Annotated in this window: 11 protein-coding genes; 10 read left to right on the forward strand and 1 reads right to left on the reverse strand. The window is 66.7% G+C overall.

All coding sequences use genetic code 11. The annotated features are described in order from the left end of the window. Positions 1–61: 61 nt before the first annotated feature. From ABNX08_RS36690 to ABNX08_RS36705, 4 genes are all read left to right on the forward strand, one after another. Entirely contained in the window at positions 62–1,267 is a 1,206-nt protein-coding gene (locus tag ABNX08_RS36690; RefSeq protein WP_349604816.1) for an acyl-CoA dehydrogenase, read from the forward strand. A gap of 15 nt (positions 1,268–1,282) precedes the next feature. Continuing rightward, positions 1,283–2,449 carry an acyl-CoA dehydrogenase family protein gene (locus ABNX08_RS36695; protein ID WP_349604815.1) on the forward strand — a complete coding sequence of 389 codons (1,167 nt, stop codon included), beginning with the start codon at positions 1,283–1,285 and terminating at the stop codon, positions 2,447–2,449. Continuing rightward, the gene (locus tag ABNX08_RS36700; protein WP_349604813.1) at positions 2,446–2,901 is read left to right on the forward strand and encodes a MaoC family dehydratase; all 456 of its coding nucleotides are present in this window, start codon (positions 2,446–2,448) and stop codon (positions 2,899–2,901) included. Before ABNX08_RS36695 ends, ABNX08_RS36700 begins: the two co-directional genes overlap by 4 nt. Before the next feature lie 66 nt (positions 2,902–2,967). Continuing rightward, the gene (locus ABNX08_RS36705; RefSeq protein WP_349604812.1) at positions 2,968–3,978 is read left to right on the forward strand and encodes a tripartite tricarboxylate transporter substrate binding protein; all 1,011 of its coding nucleotides are present in this window, start codon (positions 2,968–2,970) and stop codon (positions 3,976–3,978) included. 75 nt (positions 3,979–4,053) lie between these two features. On the opposite strand, the gene ABNX08_RS36710 is transcribed toward ABNX08_RS36705, so the two are convergent. Continuing rightward, positions 4,054–5,256, reverse strand: a complete 1,203-nt coding sequence (locus tag ABNX08_RS36710; protein WP_349604811.1) for an acyl-CoA dehydrogenase — start codon at positions 5,254–5,256, stop codon at positions 4,054–4,056. A gap of 270 nt (positions 5,257–5,526) precedes the next feature. Between ABNX08_RS36710 and ABNX08_RS36715 the strand changes: the two genes are divergently transcribed. From ABNX08_RS36715 to ABNX08_RS36740, 6 genes are all read left to right on the forward strand, one after another. Then, positions 5,527–6,363, forward strand: a complete 837-nt coding sequence (locus ABNX08_RS36715; protein WP_349604810.1) for an enoyl-CoA hydratase-related protein — start codon at positions 5,527–5,529, stop codon at positions 6,361–6,363. Between the two features lie 453 nt (positions 6,364–6,816). Further along, complete coding sequence (locus ABNX08_RS36720) at positions 6,817–7,989, forward strand: porin (protein WP_349604809.1); 1,173 nt, start codon at positions 6,817–6,819, stop codon at positions 7,987–7,989. 148 nt (positions 7,990–8,137) lie between these two features. Then, positions 8,138–11,875: an alkyl sulfatase dimerization domain-containing protein gene (locus tag ABNX08_RS36725; RefSeq protein WP_349604808.1), complete on the forward strand. Its 3,738-nt coding sequence runs from the start codon at positions 8,138–8,140 to the stop codon at positions 11,873–11,875. Between the two features lie 223 nt (positions 11,876–12,098). Continuing rightward, positions 12,099–13,313, forward strand: a complete 1,215-nt coding sequence (locus tag ABNX08_RS36730) for a CoA transferase (RefSeq protein ID WP_349604807.1) — start codon at positions 12,099–12,101, stop codon at positions 13,311–13,313. Positions 13,314–13,357: 44 nt separating this feature from the next. Beyond that, the gene (locus ABNX08_RS36735; RefSeq protein ID WP_349604806.1) at positions 13,358–14,521 is read left to right on the forward strand and encodes an acyl-CoA dehydrogenase family protein; all 1,164 of its coding nucleotides are present in this window, start codon (positions 13,358–13,360) and stop codon (positions 14,519–14,521) included. A 13-nt stretch (positions 14,522–14,534) separates the two neighbouring features. Further along, complete coding sequence (locus tag ABNX08_RS36740; protein WP_349604804.1) at positions 14,535–15,554, forward strand: acyl-CoA dehydrogenase family protein; 1,020 nt, start codon at positions 14,535–14,537, stop codon at positions 15,552–15,554. The last annotated feature ends 2 nt before the right edge of the window (positions 15,555–15,556 follow it).

A 15,556-nucleotide genomic window follows, 5' to 3' on the forward strand; every position in this document is an offset into this window, starting at 1 on the left:
CTGAAGCGACGCGGCGGCAGCAGTCCTGATGGCCTGTCGCCAGCGTCCGAGGAGACATAGCATGGATTTTCAACGTGACCTGGGCCTGGAGGCCTTTCGCGAGGAGGTGCGTGCCTTCCTGCGCGAAAACCTGCCCGCCGATCTGAGCGGCCGCATCCGCATCGGCACGCGCTCGCCCAAGTCGGAACTCAAGCGCTGGCAGCGCATCCTGAACGAGAAGGGCTGGGGCGCGCCTTACTGGGCAACCGACCATGGCGGCACCGGCTGGAGCGTGATGCAGCGCCTGGTGTTCGACGAGGAATGCACGGCGGTCGGTGCGCCTTCGCAGGATACAGGTGCGCAGAAGCTGCTTGGCCCTGTGCTGAACGCATTCGGGACACCGGCGCAGAGGGCAGAGCACCTGCCGCATATCTTCAGCGGCGAGCGCCAGTGGTGCCAGGGCTTCTCGGAGCCAGGCTCCGGCTCGGACCTGGCCTCGCTGCGCACCAGCGCCGTGCGCGACGGCGACCACTACGTGGTCAACGGCCAGAAGATCTGGACCAGCTACGCCCACCGCGCCGACTGGATCTTCCTGCTGGTGCGAACCGACACCGAGGTCAAGAAGCAGGCAGGCATCAGCTTCCTGCTGGTGGACATGAAGACGCCGGGCATCACGGTTCGCCCCATCGTCACCATCGACAGCTGCCACCACCTGAACGAAACCTTCTTCGACAACGTGCGCGTACCGGTGGAGAACCTGGTGGGCGCAGAGGGAGAAGGCTGGAAAATCACCAAGTTCCTGCTCAACAACGAACACGCCACGGCTGCCGACCTGCCGATGCTGCGTCGCTACCTAGCGCAGATCCATGCGCTGGCGACGCACCGGTGCCAGCGCGGCAGCGTGCTGCTGGAGCGGCACGAATTTGCGCTGCAGCTGGCGCGCTTCGAGGCGGAGCTCGCCGCCATCGCCACGCTGGTCCAGCGCGTAGCGGCGATGGAGGAGGACCACAGCCCCGCCGCGCATGCCATGGGCTCGATCCTGAAGATCCGCGGCACCGAGCTGCTGCAGAAGATGAGCAGCTTCTTGTCAGAGGCGCTGGGGGACTACGGCGCCGTGGCGTACCCGACGCCGACGCCACAGGACGCCGATGCCGCCGCGCCGCTGCCCGCGCAGGACGCCGCCCGCGGCATCACCAACGAGATGTTCTTCCGCCGCGCCTCGACGATCTATGGCGGTACCAGCGAGGTGCAGCGCACGATCATCGCCAAGTCAATGTTCCAACTCTGAAGGCACTGACCGATCATGAATTTCAACCTGACTGACGAACAGCGCCTGCTTCAGGACAGCGTGCGCCGCTTCGTCGACAAAGCTTACGACTTCGAGGCGCGCACGGCCCGGGTCAAGTCCGCCGAGCCCTGCAACGCCAGGCACTGGGCCACCTTTGCCGAGAACGGCTGGCTGGCGGCAGCGCTGCCGGAGGCGGCCGGTGGCCTGGGCGGCTCGATCATCGACACGGTGTTGATCGCGACGGAGTTGGGTCGTGGCCTGGTGGTGGAGCCATATCTCGGCAGCGCGGTGCTGGCTGCGCAGACCCTGGCGGCGGCAGCTGGCCCCGAGCAGCTCGAAGCACTAGTGCCGGCGCTGGCGGACGGTTCACGCCGGTTTGCGCTGGCCTACAGCGAGGCGCAGTCGCGCGGCCTGCCCGAACCCGTGGCGACGCGCGCCGAACCGGCGCCCGGCGGCTACCTCCTGCATGGCACCAAGACGCTGGTGCTCGGCGGCTGCGATGCCGACGCCTTCATCGTGTCCGCCATGCTGCCCGGCAAGTCCGACGAGGCTGCCCTGTGCAGCCTGTTCCTGGTGCCGGCCGACGCCGCTGGCGTGCAGCGCGTTGCGCTGCCGCTGCATGACGGCAGCTGGGCGGCGGAGGTGACCTTCGACCAGGCCTTTGTGCCAGCCGACGCATTGCTTGGCGATGCCGGCAAGGCACAGGCTGCGCTGCGCCACGGGCTCACGCACGGCATCGCCGCTCTCTGCGCCGAACTGGTCGGCGGCATGGAGAAGACCATCGAGATCACGGCAGAATACCTCAAGGTGCGCAAGCAGTTCGGGGTGCCCATCGGCAGCTTCCAGGCGCTGCAGCACCGCATGGCGGACATGGCAGCCGAACTCGAAGTCGCACGCTCGATGCTGTATGCGCTGCTGGCATCGATCGAGAACGACGGCGAGGCCGACCTCGCGCGGACTGTGTCGCAAGCCAAGGCGCTGATCGGCCGCGCCGCCCGCTATGTCAGCGGGCAGGGCATCCAGCTGCATGGAGGCATCGGCATGACCGAGGAGTACACCGTGGGCCACTACTTCAAGCGCGCCGTGGTGGCGGACGTGCTGTTTGGCAACGCAGACCTGCATGAGGCGTGCAACGCGCGCGCCCTGCAGGCATCCCTGAGCGGAAAGGAAATGCAAGCATGAAGATCTACGAGAACATCAGTGACCTGCAGCCGCTGGTCGGCGAAGTCATCGGGACCAGCGAGTGGCTGATGCTGGAGCAGGATCGTATCAACCTGTTTGCCGATGCGACCGGCGATCACCAGTGGATCCACGTGGACCCGGTGCGTGCCAAGGACGGCCCGTTCGGCGCGCCGATCGCGCACGGCTTCCTGACCCTGAGCCTGTTGCCGGCGTTTTCCCATACCGCCTACAAGGTGAAGAACAGCAGCACCGGCGTGAACTACGGCCTGGACAAGGTGCGCTTTCCCGCGCCGGTTCCGGTCGGGAGCCTGCTGCGCGCGCATTTCAGGCTGGTGTCGTTCGACCCGCTGGAGAAGGGCGGCGCGCAACTGAAGCTCGAAATGACCGTGGAGCGGCAAGGCGGCAGCAAGCTGGTCTGCATCGCGGAATCGATCCTCAGGCGGTTCCCATAACCCGCCGGACCTCTCTACAACGCCGGCTGCCCGCACCAGGGCAGCACAGACAAGGAGGAGACACCTATGCACGATGGCATTTCACGCCGGCGCCGCCGGATCCTGGCTGCGGCCGCCACCGGCGTGCTGGCGGCCCTGGCATCCCCGGCCGGAGCGCAGGCACAGAACTATCCGGAACGCGTCATCAAGATCGTATCCGTTGCCAGCCCCGGCACCGGCATCGATGACTACACCCGGCTGTTGGCGAAGTTCCTGGCCCAGAAGCTGGGGCAGAGCGTGGTGGTGGAGAACCGGCCCGGCGCCAACATGATCATCGCCAATGACTATGTGGCCAAGGCCGCGCCGGACGGCTACACGCTGCTACTGACCGCATCCAGCGCGATGTCGGCGAACCCCTACCTCGTTAAGCAACTGCCGTACAACCCCGGCAAGGATTTTGTGCCGGTGGCGCGCATGTCGTCGCTGCCGGTCGCGCTGGTGGTGGCCGCAAGTTCCCCGTACAAGTCCGTGACGGATCTCGTCAATGCGGCGCGCGCCCGCCCCGGCAAGCTCAACGGCGCCAGCAGCAGCACCGGCTACCGGCTGATGGCGGCGGCGTTTACCGAGGCGGCGGGCATCAAGACGACGGATGTGCCCTACAAGGCGACGGCGACGCTGCTGCCGGACCTGATCGGCGGCAACGTCGATTTCACCATGGTCGAGTTCACGGCGGCGATGCCGCTGGTCCAGTCGAACAAGCTGCGCGCGCTGGCCGTGCTCAGTCCCCGGCGCGTATCGCTGATGCCCGATGTGCCGACCTTGTCCGAGGCTGGCATGCAGAACAACACCGTGGTCGAGGCGGTATCGCGCATTAACTGGAGCGGCCTTTTTGCGCCGGCAGGCACGCCCGCGCCGATCGTCGACCGGATTTCCAGGCTCACGCTGGAGTTTGTCAACTCGCCCGAGGCGATGGCCCACTACGCCAGCCGCGGCAGCCTGCCGAACCCGGGTACCGGGCCCGAACTCGGCAAGGCCGTGGTGGCCGACCAGCAGACGTGGAAGCGGCTGATCACGGCGTCCGGGTTGCAGCTCGAGTAAGCGTTGTAGCCGGATCCGCTGGTCGCCGGAGTCCTTCGGGCGGTGTGCCGAAGGACTCCTTTGCTTAGTGCATCGTCAGAGGCGGAACAGCGATTTGGCGATGATGGAGCGCTGGATCTCGCTGGTGCCGCCGTAGATGGTGGTGGCGCGGCGGAAGAACATCTCGGACGCTATGCCCTGCGCGGTTTGCGCCATCGGCAGCGACTGCGGTTGGCGATACGGTTCGGCGTGGGTGCCAGGATAGGCAACGGCGCCGTGGTCGCCCAGCGTTTCAACCAGGAACTCACTCATCCGCTGCTGCAGCTCGGTGCCGCGGACCTTCAGCATGGAGCCCATGGCGTGGGCCGCGGGGCTGTGGTCCTGCTCCATCGCCGCCACCCGCTGGACCATGATGGAGATGGCCTTGAGCTCGGCGTCGTAGCGCGCCAGACGCAGCAGAAACTCGTACCGATACGCCAGCGACAGCTCGCCTGCCTGCGCGGTGTGCGACAGCGCGCTGATCTGGCCATGCAAGCGCCGTAGCGTGGGCAAGTCGGCAGTGGAGGCATGTTCGTTGTTAAGCAGGAATTTGGTGATGCTCCAGCCTTCGCCCTCGGCGCCTATCAGGTTCTTCACCGGCACGCGCACGTTGTCGAAGAAGGTTTCATTGAGGTGGTGGCAACCGTCGATGCTGATGATCGGGCGCACGGTAATGCCCGGGGTTTTCATATCCACCAGCAGAAAGCTGATGCCGGACTGCTTCTTGACGTTGGCATCCGTGCGCACCAGCAGGAAGATCCAGTCGGTATGATGCGCATAGCTGGTCCAGATCTTCTGGCCGTTGATCACATAGTGGTCTCCGTCGCGGTCGGCGCGGGTCCGCAGCGACGCCAGGTCGGAGCCTGCGCCGGGTTCGGAGAAGCCCTGGCACCAGAGGCGCTCGCCGTTGAAGATCGGCGGCAGGTGCTCTGCCTTCTGCTCGGGTGTGGCGAAATGATTCAGCACCGGGCCTACCAGCTTCTGCGCGAACGAATCCTGCGAGGGGGTGCCGGCGGCCGCGCATTCTTCGTCGAACACCAAGCGCTGCTGCACGCTCCAACCGGTCCCGCCATGCTCCGTTGCCCAGTAGGGCGCACCCCAGCCCTGGGCATTGAGGATGCGCTGCCAGCGCACCACGTCAGCGCGCGGCGAGCGCAGGCCGTCCTTGCGGCGCGGCAGGTCGGCCGGCAAGTGCTGGTGCAGGAACGCGCGCACTTGCTGGCGGAAGGCATCGAGATTGGGGTCGGGTGCAAAGTTCATGAAGGCTCTCCAGTGGATCGGCGGCCCGCGGGCCCGCCTGCATTTCGGATGTCGTCAACCTTAAGCGGGAGCCTTGCCGCGAACGCCCCCCACCACTGGGGGTGCCGCGCACGCATAGGCACCGATTCATAGGCGACGCGGGGCCAACCCCCTTGAGATGAGGGGGGCGGCAAGGCGATATGCCGCGCCACACTGCTGCCAGGGGCTCTACGGTGCGCAGGCGCGTCCGCTGAGCCGCGCGCACATCCACTCCCCGGAGGACACACGACGATGCAGGACCAGCAGATCCCATTGCGCCACAGCCACTTGTCCGTTGCGGACGGCGTGGCGGTGTTCACCCACCAGCGCCCGGCGTCGCGCAACGCGCTGACGCTGGAAATGAGGCAGGACTATCACGACATGCTCGACCGCGTCGAGGACGACCGGGGCATCCGCGCATTGATCCTGACCGGCTCCGGCGGCAGCTTCTGCGCGGGCGGCGACCTGAAGTCGATCCAGGCGATCTTCGCCAGCCCCGATCCCGCGGCGCGCGCGCCGGAGGCGATGCGCCGCCGGCTGCAGGACATCCACAAGTGGTTGCGGCGGCTGCGCGACCTGGAGATTCCGGTCATCGCGGCGGTGGACGGTCCCGCGGCCGGGGCGGGATTCTCGCTGGCGCTGGCGGCGGATTTCGTGCTGGCTTCGGAGCGGGCCTCGTTCTGCATGTCGTTCGCCAAGGTCGGGCTGCTGCCCGACATGGGGTCGCTCTATGCGCTGCCGCGGGCGGTGGGGATGATGCTTGCGAAAGAACTGATGTTTACCGGCCGGCGGCTCGAGGTGGTCGATGCCAGGCGCTGCGGCATCGTGCATGCCGTCCATCCCGCCGACCGGCTGGAACAGGAAGCACGCCGCTTTGCGCAGCGCTTCGTGGCCGCGCCGCAGGAGGCGCTCGCGCTGATGAAGCGGGCCCTCAACCGAACCTTCGAAAGCTCCTACGACACCCTGCTCGACCTGGAGTGCCAGGCGCAGGCGCTCGCTTCCGCGGTGCCGTACTACGCCGAAGCGGTCGCAGCCTTTCTCCAGGGCAAGCCGGCACGCTTCGACTGGGATCGCGAATCCCGCTCCTGAGGGACGCGGGGCAGCGCTCGCAGGCCAAACCGTTCATACGCCTGCGCCGCGCAAGCGCATATCGGGCTGTCGCGGAACAGTGTTGCGCATGAAACGGCAGGTAAGCCGGCGCAACCCTCGGGCCTCATGGCTGCAAACAAGTTGTCTCCACGCCCGTCATGGCTCGATGTGACGGGCGGTTGGCTCCGGCGTGATGCCGGAGTTTTTTTGTCCGCGCCCGCAGCGGCGCATTGCCTGCAGGTCTTTGTCCCCCCTCGACCTGAGTGGGGGTGTGGGTTGGGCCAACGCCTCCCGACAGGGGGGCGCAGCTGCCCGCCTGCGGTGTTCTCCTTTGGGTGCGTGCATGGCATGCCATGGTACGCCGCACCTCCGGCACGGAGGTGTCGACCCGCACCAGACCGGAAGCGACAGGCTTGCGGCTGGCGCAGACGATCTACATGGAGAAGACAACAAATGAGGAAGACGATTTTCGCCTTGGCGGCGCTGGGCGCCCTTGGCGGATTCAGCGCGACGGCGCGGGCAAATTCGGTGACGCTGTACGGTGTGGTCGACGGGTCCATCGAGTACGTGAATCGTGTCGCGACGGCGCAGCCTACCGTCGTCAATGGCCAGCCGGTGTTTGCCACCAATGGCGGCAAGCGTGTGGGGATGCCGACGCTGGGCGGCCTGTCGCCTTCACGCTGGGGCCTGCGGGGCGTGGAGGACCTGGGCAGCGGCAACAGTGCCATCTTTGTGCTGGAAAGCGGCTTCGCCTGGGACACCGGCGCCGTACAGTCCGGGCGGATCTTCGGCCGCCAGGCCTTCGTGGGCCTGCAGAACAACGCCTACGGCAAGCTGATGCTGGGCCGGCAGTACACCTCTTTCTTCGAAGGCATGGCCAACTTTGCGCCGCTGCGCTTTGCCACGACCTATGAGCCGGTGGCCTGGCAACTGGGCACGAACTACCGCGAAGACAATGTCGTCAAGTATGTGGGCCAGTTCGGTCCGCTGCAGGCCGTCGCCCACTACTCGTTCGGCGTAGGCGTACCGGCGATCGGCTCGACCCCGCTGGCCAATGGTGGTGCCGGCGAAGTCCCGGGCGCGTTCCGCGACAACAATGGCTATGGCGCATCGCTGACCTGGCTGAGCAACGGCTTGGGCGCCAGCATCGCTTATGACGAATGGCATCCGACCGTCACCTCGGGCCAGCAGGGGGACAGCCGCAAGGTGGGCACCGCGCTCAGCTATGCCACCGGCCCGTTCAAGGCGATGGTGGGCTACCGCTGGGCCAAGGTTGACTTCGCCAACGGCAACACGCTGGCGCGCGACGACTACTACTGGGCGGGGGTCAACTACCAGGCAACCAAGGCGCTGGGGCTGTCGCTGGCCTATTACTACTCGGATTTCAAGCGCCTCAGCCTGGGCCAGACGGCACCTAGCAGCAATCCGGCCAATCCGTGGCAGGTTTCGTTCCTGGTGGACTACAGCCTGTCCAAGCGTACGAACGTATACCTGTCAACCGCGTACTCGCGCAATGCCGGCCTGAACTTCGACTCGTCGCAGACGCTGTTTCTGTACGGCTATCCGTCGATGGCCGGACAAAAGGGCATGGTTGGCGTGACCACGGGCATTCGTCACATCTTCTGAGGCGATCCCGGCGGTCGCGGGTGGCTGTTCGAGCGGGGGAACCCGGCATTGCAGGGATTCCCCGCATTTTTCCAGCGGCGCAGGACATCGCCGGCATTGTCCGGGTAGCGATGCCGCGCCGGACGTCGCGAGCAACAAGGAGCGCGAATTGCACGATTCTTATGACTACATTGTGATCGGGGCCGGCTCGGCGGGTTGCGCCGTGGCCGGGCGATTGGCCGATGCGCGCGGCGGCACTGTAGCACTGCTGGAAGCCGGCGGCCACGACTGCCGGCCGGCAATCACGATCCCGGTCGGCCTTGCCGCCACGGTACCGAAGCCGGGCCCGTTCAACTATGGCTTCACCACTGAGCCGCAGCCCGCCCTGGATGGCAGGCGGGGCTATCAGCCACGAGGCAGGGGGCTGGGTGGCACTTCCTCCATCAACGGCATGATCTACATCCGTGGCACGCCATCCGACTATGACCATTGGTCAGAGCTTGGCTGCGATGGCTGGGGCTGGAGCGACGTGCTTCCCTACTTCAAGCGCTCCGAGTGCAATGAACGCCTTGGCGGCGCGGCCGAGGATAACTGGCATGGCGGTCAAGGGCCGCTACATGTGGTCGACACGCGTTCGCTCAATCCCTTCGATCGGCGTTTTGTCGAAGCGGCCCAGGCCGCCGGGCACCGCTATAACCACGATTTCAATGGGCCTCAGCAGGAGGGGGTCGGTTTCTTCCAGCGTACGCAGCGTGACGGCGAACGCTGGAACGCAGCGCGTGCCTACCTGCACGGCGGCAATGCCGCGGCGCTGAACGGCGGGCGCGACAATCTGGATGTGATGACGGATACGCAGGTGCTGCGCATCGTATTCGAGGGCAGGCGTGCGACAGGTGTGCTGGTGGAGCGCGGCGGCATGCAGTATACCCTGCGGGCGCGACGCGAAATCATCCTCAGCGCGGGTACGTTCGGCTCGCCGCAACTGCTGATGGTGTCGGGGGTTGGTCCGGCCGGACACTTGCGGGAACACGGCATCGACGTCGTCTTCGATGCGCCGGGCGTTGGCCAGAACCTGCAGGAACATCCGGACATGAAGCTGCAGCAGCAGCTGTTCAGCACGGATCTCTATGCCTTCACGATGCGTGGCGGGCTACGGCTGTTCAAGGAATGGCGCCGCTACAAGAAGGAGCGCTTCGGCATGCTGGCTTCCAACATCGCCGAGACAGGTGGCTTCCTGAAGACCGACCCGACGCTGGCCGATCCTGACCTGCAGTTGCACTTCACCACCACCTTGGGGGATCCCAGGGCGCGCAATATCCATGGCTATTGCCTTCACGTTTGCGTGCTTCGCCCGCACAGCCGCGGGAAAGTCATGCTGGACAGCGCGGATGCGCGCCACGCGCCGAAGATCGACCAGAACGTGCTGGGCGACCCTCGCGACATGGAGACAATGCTGGCGGGGGTTCACCTGGTCAACCGCATCCTGCGCCAGGGTCCGTTGGCGCGGCTCGGCGGCAAGGCGCATACGCATGGGCATCTGCGCCTTGACGGCAGTGACGACGACGCTGTGCGCGATTTGATTCGACGGCACGTCGATATCATCTTCCATCCTGTGGGAACCTGCCGGATGGGCATCGAGCCCGAATCAGTGCTCGATCCGCAGCTGCGCGTGCGCGGCGTAGAGGGGCTGCGAGTGGCTGATGCGTCCGTCATGCCGACACTGGTGGGCGGCAATACCAACGCTCCCGCCATCATGATCGGGGAAAAGGCGGCCGACCTCGTAAGAGGCATCGAACGGGCTGGTTCCCACAGCTTCCCTGCAACGAGGCAGCCGGCCGAGGCGCCGGTGCCGGTTTCGGAGCCTGCGGCGGAGCGCGCGTCCGTATCCCGGGCAGCCGAGCCTCGCCACGGCGTGGACGACTGTCCGGCGCGCAGCCGCGTGCTGGCGACCGCCGTGGCGCTGGCGCTGACCACCGGCGTTCATGCCGCCGAGATGCCGAAGCAGCCGAAGCCGGCGAGTGCCTTCACGGCGAGCAGCAACGCTGCCGTGCTGCAGCAGTTGCCGTTCAGCGACCGTGCCGACTATGAGTCCGTGCGGCGCGGGCTGGTGGCGCCGTTCCGCGGCGAAATCCGCAACGCGGCTGGCCAGGTCATCTGGAACACCGCCGACTACGAATTCCAGCAGGCGCCGAATAGCCCGGATTCGGTGAACCCGAGCTTGTGGCGCATGGCGCAGCTCAACGCCAATGCCGGGCTCTTCCAGGTAACGGACCGGCTTTACCAGGTCCGGGGCCTGGACCTGTCCAACATGACCATCGTCGAGGGCGAGCGCGGCATCATCGTGGTCGACCCGCTGATCAGCACTGAGACGGCCAGGGCAGCCCTGGATCTCTACTACGGCCATCGACCGGGCAAGCCGGTGGTGGCGGTGATCTATACCCATAGCCATGTGGACCATTTCGGCGGTGTGCGGGGCGTGGTGGACGAAGCCGACGTCAAGGCCGGCAAAGTGGCCATCTACGCGCCTGCCGGCTTCATGCAGGAGGCCGTCAGCGAGAACGTGTTCGCCGGCACAGCCATGTTCCGCCGCGCGATCTACCAGGCGGGCTCCGGCGTGCCTCGCGATGCGCGCGGGCAAGTGGACACCGGCATCGGCAAGGGCGGCTCCTCCGGAGGGACGATCAGCCTGATCGCACCCACGGAACTCATACACGAGCGCTACGAAGCCCGTCACATCGACGGCGTGGAGTTCGAGTTCCAGCTCACCCCGGGCACGGAAGCCCCGGCGGAAATGAACTTCTACCTGCCGCAGATGCGCGCGCTGTGCATGGCCGAGAACGCCACACGGACCATGCACAACATCCTGACGCCGCGCGGCGCACCGGTGCGCGACCCCAAGGCTTGGGGCAAGTACCTGGACGAAAGCCTTGTGCGCTACGGCGACCGCGCGGAGGTGATGCTGGCTCAGCACAACTGGCCCACCTGGGGTGGCGAACGCATTCGCACGATGATGGCCGACCAGCGCGACATGTACACGTTCCTCAATGACCGCACGCTCCACCTGCTGAACCAGGGGCTTACGCCGATGGAGATCGCGGAGGCCATGCAAAAGTTGCCCGGCGAGCTGGAGAAGAAGTGGTATACGCGCGGCTACTACGGCTCGCTCAGCTTCAACGCGCGTGCTGTGTACCAGCGCTATCTCGGCTTCTATGATGCCAATCCGGCCAACCTGAACCCCCTGCCTCCGGCCCAGGCAGCCAGGCGCTATGTGCAGGCCATGGGCGGTCCGGACAACGTGCTGAGGCTGGTGCGCGAGGCGATCGACAAGGGCGAGTACCGCTGGGCCACGCAGCTGGGCAATCACCTGGTGTTCGCTGACCCGCAGAACAGGGCTGCCCGCGAGGCGCAGGCAGACGCGCTGGAGCAACTGGGCTACCAGAGCGAAAACTCGCTGTGGCGCAACATGTACCTCACGGGCGCCAGGGAATTGCGTGAGGGGGTGCCGCCGGCGTCCGCCTCGCGCAATACCGCCGACCTGGTGCGAGCGCTGGAGCCGGCGATGTTCTTCGACTACATGGCGGTGCGGCTCGACTCCGACAAGGCGCAGGGGCACGACATGACGCTGAACTGGGTCTTCTCGGATACCGGCCAGCCCTTTGCGCTGACGCTGCGCAACGGGGTGCTGACGTATCGCGAGAACAGCCGGCACGCCAGCGCGGATGTGATCGTGAAGATGAGCAAGCCGACGCTGGACCGCATCAACCTGCGCCAACTGGACCTGCCCACGGCGCTTCGGCAGGGCAAGGTCAAGGTGGAGGGAGATGCAAAGAAGCTCAGCGAGCTGATGGCCATGTTGACCACCTTTGACCCGGCTTTCGGCATTGTCGTGCCGCACGCGGGGCGCTAGCCGCGCCCGGATGGCGCTCGCTTCCCTCCGGACGGAGGCGGGCGCTGCATGCCCATGCGCCGGGCATTCGTGCGCACCGATACAAGCCATGTATTGAGCGACATACACAAAGTATTTTTCTCGAACCGCGTGCTTCCGTAGCATTCCTCAACACGATTCAAGGAGGCATGATGACATTCACCGCATTCCGACTATCCGTCGCCGAAAGGGCCGGGAGTTCCAGATGAGCGGCCCATTGCAGGGTGTGCGCATCGTCGACATGACGACGGTGCTGATGGGGCCCTACGCGACGCAGATCCTTGGCGACCTCGGTGCCGACGTGATCAAGGTAGAGCCGCCCGATGGCGATACCGTGCGCGAGGTCGGACCGCGGCGCCACGCCGGCATGTCCGGCATCTTCCTCCACGCCAACCGCAGCAAGCGCAGCATCGTGCTGGACCTGAAGGCGCCAGCCGGGCGCGAGGCGCTGCTGCGCATCGCCGCGGACGCCGACGTGCTGATCTACAACGTGCGTCCGCAAGCCATGGCACGGCTGAACCTGAGCTACGAGGAAGTGGCCAAGGTCAATCCGCGCATCCTGTACGTGGGCTTGTATGGCTACGGGCAGGGCGGCCCGTACGCGGCCAAGTCCGCCTACGACGACCTGATCCAGGGTGCCGTCGCCATTCCCACGCTGGCCAGGCAGGCGGGCAGCGACGTGCCGCGCTACGCGCCCAGCGCGATCGCGGACCGCGTCGTGGGCCTGGCAGCGGTCAATGCGGTCATCGCCGGGCTTTTCCACCGCGAGCGCACGGGCGAAGGGCAGTCGATCGACGTGCCCATGTTCGAAACCATGGCCCAGTTCATCCTGGGCGACCACATGGGCGGGCTGACCTTCGAGCCGCCCATCGGGCCCAGCGGCTATGCGCGCATCCTCAATGAGCACCGCCGTCCGTACCGGACCCGGGACGGCTACCTGTGCGTGCTGCTCTACAACGACAAGCAGTGGCGCAAGTTCCTGGCGCTGATCGGCCAGCCCGACCTGATGGACAGCGACTCGCGCTTCAGTTCCATCGTCGAGCGCAACAAGCATATCCACGAGCTGTACCGCATGGTGGCGGAGATCATGCCGACGCGCACCACGGCGGAATGGATCGAGGTGCTGGAAGCCGCCGACATGCCAGTGATGCAGCTGCATACCGTGGATTCGCTGGTGGCGGACCCGCACCTCGACGCGGTGGGCTTCTTCGATGTCGTCGAGCATCCCAGCGAAGGCGCGATCCGCACGATGGCGATTCCGTCGCAATGGTCGAAGTCGCAGCCGAAGGTCACGCGGCAGGCGCCGCGGCTGGGCGAACACAGTGCCCAGGTGCTGGCCGAGGCCGGCTACAGCGAGCAAGACATCCGCGAACTGGCCAGGCAGGGCGCCACGCGCCTTGCCGATGCCGCCGGCGACTGACGCTGGCGAACCCCTGAATTCCTGCATCCAAACCGGGAGCTATATTGAACTCGACCCTCGATTCCCTGCCGCTCGTCAGCATTCCGCCCGAGGACGAGGCGCTGCGGACCCCGATCCGACAATTCCTGCAGACCACGCTGCGCGGCGTGCCGGCATCCGTGCGCGCGCGCACCTGGATGGGCTTTGATGGCGGCTTCAGCCGCGCGCTCGGCGAGCACGGCTGGATCGGCCTGGCCCTGCCGACCGAGTACGGTGGCGCCGGCCGCAGCGCCTTTGCCCGCTTCGTTCTGGTGGAAGAGCTGATTGCCGCCGGCGCGCCGGTATCGGCGCACTGGTTCGCCGACCGCCAGACCGCGCCACTGATCCTGCGCTATGGCAGCGAAGCGCAGAAGCGGTTCTTCCTGCCGAAGCTGATCCGCGGCGAGATCTTTATCTGCATCGGCATGAGCGAGCCGGACACAGGCTCGGACCTGTCCTCGGTACGCACCCGCGCGGTACGCACCGAGACCGGCTGGCGCCTGAACGGCCGCAAGATCTGGACCACCAATGCCCACCGCGCGCAGTACATGTGCGCGCTGGTGCGCACTTCCGGCCAGCATGGCGATCGCCACAAGGGGCTGTCGCAAGTGCTGATCGACCTGAGCCTGCCCGGTATTACCGCGCGCCCGATCCGCGACCTGGCCGGCGACGGCCACTTCTGCGAGGTGGTGTTCGAAGACGTGGACCTGCCCGCGGATGCACTGGTCGGCGAAGAGGGCTCCGGCTGGAAGCAGGTGACCGCGGAACTGGCCTTCGAGCGCAGCGGCCCGGAACGCATCCTGACCAGCCTGATGCTGGCCGAGACCTGGCTGGCGGAAGTGAAGGCCAGCGGCCTGCCGGTGCCCGACTCGGTCAAGGCCATTGCCGGGCGCATCGCGGGGCGCGTGGCGGTGATGCGGGCGATGTCGCTGGCGGTTGCGGATCGGCTCGACAAGGGTGAAAACCCGGAAATCGATGCGTCGTACGTCAAGGACCTCGGCACGGAATTCGAACAGGCCGTGCCCGGGTGGATCAGCGAGGCGATGGAGCAGATGCCGGCGTTCGTGCCATCCGAGGACCTGCTGCGCGCCCACGCCTATATCACCCAGCTGGCGCCGAGCTTTTCGCTGCGTGGCGGCACGCGCCAGATCCTGCGCGGCATCATCGCCCGTTCCCTTGGGCTTCGCTGAGACGAGACACACCATGACTGATTCCCTGATCGAAGCCTTCGAGCGCGCGCTGGCCGGCCTGTGCTCGGACGAACAAGTACGGCGCAGCGAGTCCGGCGAAGGCGCCGACGCGCAATGGTCCGCCATCGATGCGCTGGGGTTCACCGACGCGCTGGTGCCGGTAGAGCGGGGCGGGGCGGGCCTGTCGCTGACCGATACCTTTGCCCTGTTCCTCGCCGCCGGGCGTGCCGGCCTGAGTCATCCGTTTGCCGAGACCGCCGTCGCACGCGCCATCCTGGCCAGCGCAGGCCATGAGCACGAGGGCGAATGCATTGCCATGGCCCCGGCGCAGGCGCAGGCAGGCGATGCCATCTTCTGCCGGGAGGTGCCGGGCGGCGCGCTGGCGCACCAGGTGCTGGTGGGGTGGCGCGGCGAGTGGCTGCTGATGCCGCGCGCGCTGGCCCAGGCCACGCCCGGCGCCTATCGTCCGCAGGCTTCGGCCACGCTGCACTGGAACTCGGCGGCGCAGGCGATCCGCCGCCTGGCGGCGGGCGAGGCCGACGTGCTGGCCCTCTGCAATGCCGTGCACGCCGCCGGCATGGCCGGCGCCATGGCGCGCATCCAGGCCATGAGCATCGAGTATGTGAACAACCGCCAGCAGTTCGGCCGTGCCATCTCGCAGTTCCAGGCGATGCAGCAGGAACTGAGCGTGCTGGCCGAGCAGGCCAACGCGTCGACCTTCGGCGCACGCCTGGGCTGCACCGCGGACGGCTTCCTGCCGCGCCCGCTGCTGGCGGCCACCGCCAAGCTGCGTTGCAGCGAAGCGGCAAGCCGCGTTGCCGCGATTGCCCATGCGGTGCACGGAGCCATCGGCATCACCGAGGAACTGGCGCTCGGCCTGTTCACGCGCCGCCTGCATGAGTGGCGTGCTTGCGCGGGCACGGAGACCGCGTGCGCCACCTCGCTTGGCGACGCGCTGTTTGCCCAGGCCACCGGCGCCGGCCAGGAGATCCTGGATTTTGTGCGGCTGCAGCTGGCTCCGGCCGCAGCCTGACC

It is taken from the genome of Cupriavidus sp. DF5525 (assembly GCF_040149425.2).
GTDB lineage: Bacteria > Pseudomonadota > Gammaproteobacteria > Burkholderiales > Burkholderiaceae > Cupriavidus > Cupriavidus pickettii_A.

Coding starts and splice junctions, on each gene's coding strand:
- ABNX08_RS36695 (WP_349604815.1), top strand. CDS start 1,283: ATGAATTTCAACCTGACTGACGAACAGCGCCTGCTTCAGGACAGCGTG.
- ABNX08_RS36700 (WP_349604813.1), top strand. CDS start 2,446: ATGAAGATCTACGAGAACATCAGTGACCTGCAGCCGCTGGTCGGCGAA.
- ABNX08_RS36740 (WP_349604804.1), top strand. CDS start 14,535: ATGACTGATTCCCTGATCGAAGCCTTCGAGCGCGCGCTGGCCGGCCTG.
- ABNX08_RS36720 (WP_349604809.1), top strand. CDS start 6,817: ATGAGGAAGACGATTTTCGCCTTGGCGGCGCTGGGCGCCCTTGGCGGA.
- ABNX08_RS36730 (WP_349604807.1), top strand. CDS start 12,099: ATGAGCGGCCCATTGCAGGGTGTGCGCATCGTCGACATGACGACGGTG.
- ABNX08_RS36705 (WP_349604812.1), top strand. CDS start 2,968: ATGCACGATGGCATTTCACGCCGGCGCCGCCGGATCCTGGCTGCGGCC.
- ABNX08_RS36715 (WP_349604810.1), top strand. CDS start 5,527: ATGCAGGACCAGCAGATCCCATTGCGCCACAGCCACTTGTCCGTTGCG.
- ABNX08_RS36710 (WP_349604811.1), bottom strand. CDS start 5,256: ATGAACTTTGCACCCGACCCCAATCTCGATGCCTTCCGCCAGCAAGTG.
- ABNX08_RS36690 (WP_349604816.1), top strand. CDS start 62: ATGGATTTTCAACGTGACCTGGGCCTGGAGGCCTTTCGCGAGGAGGTG.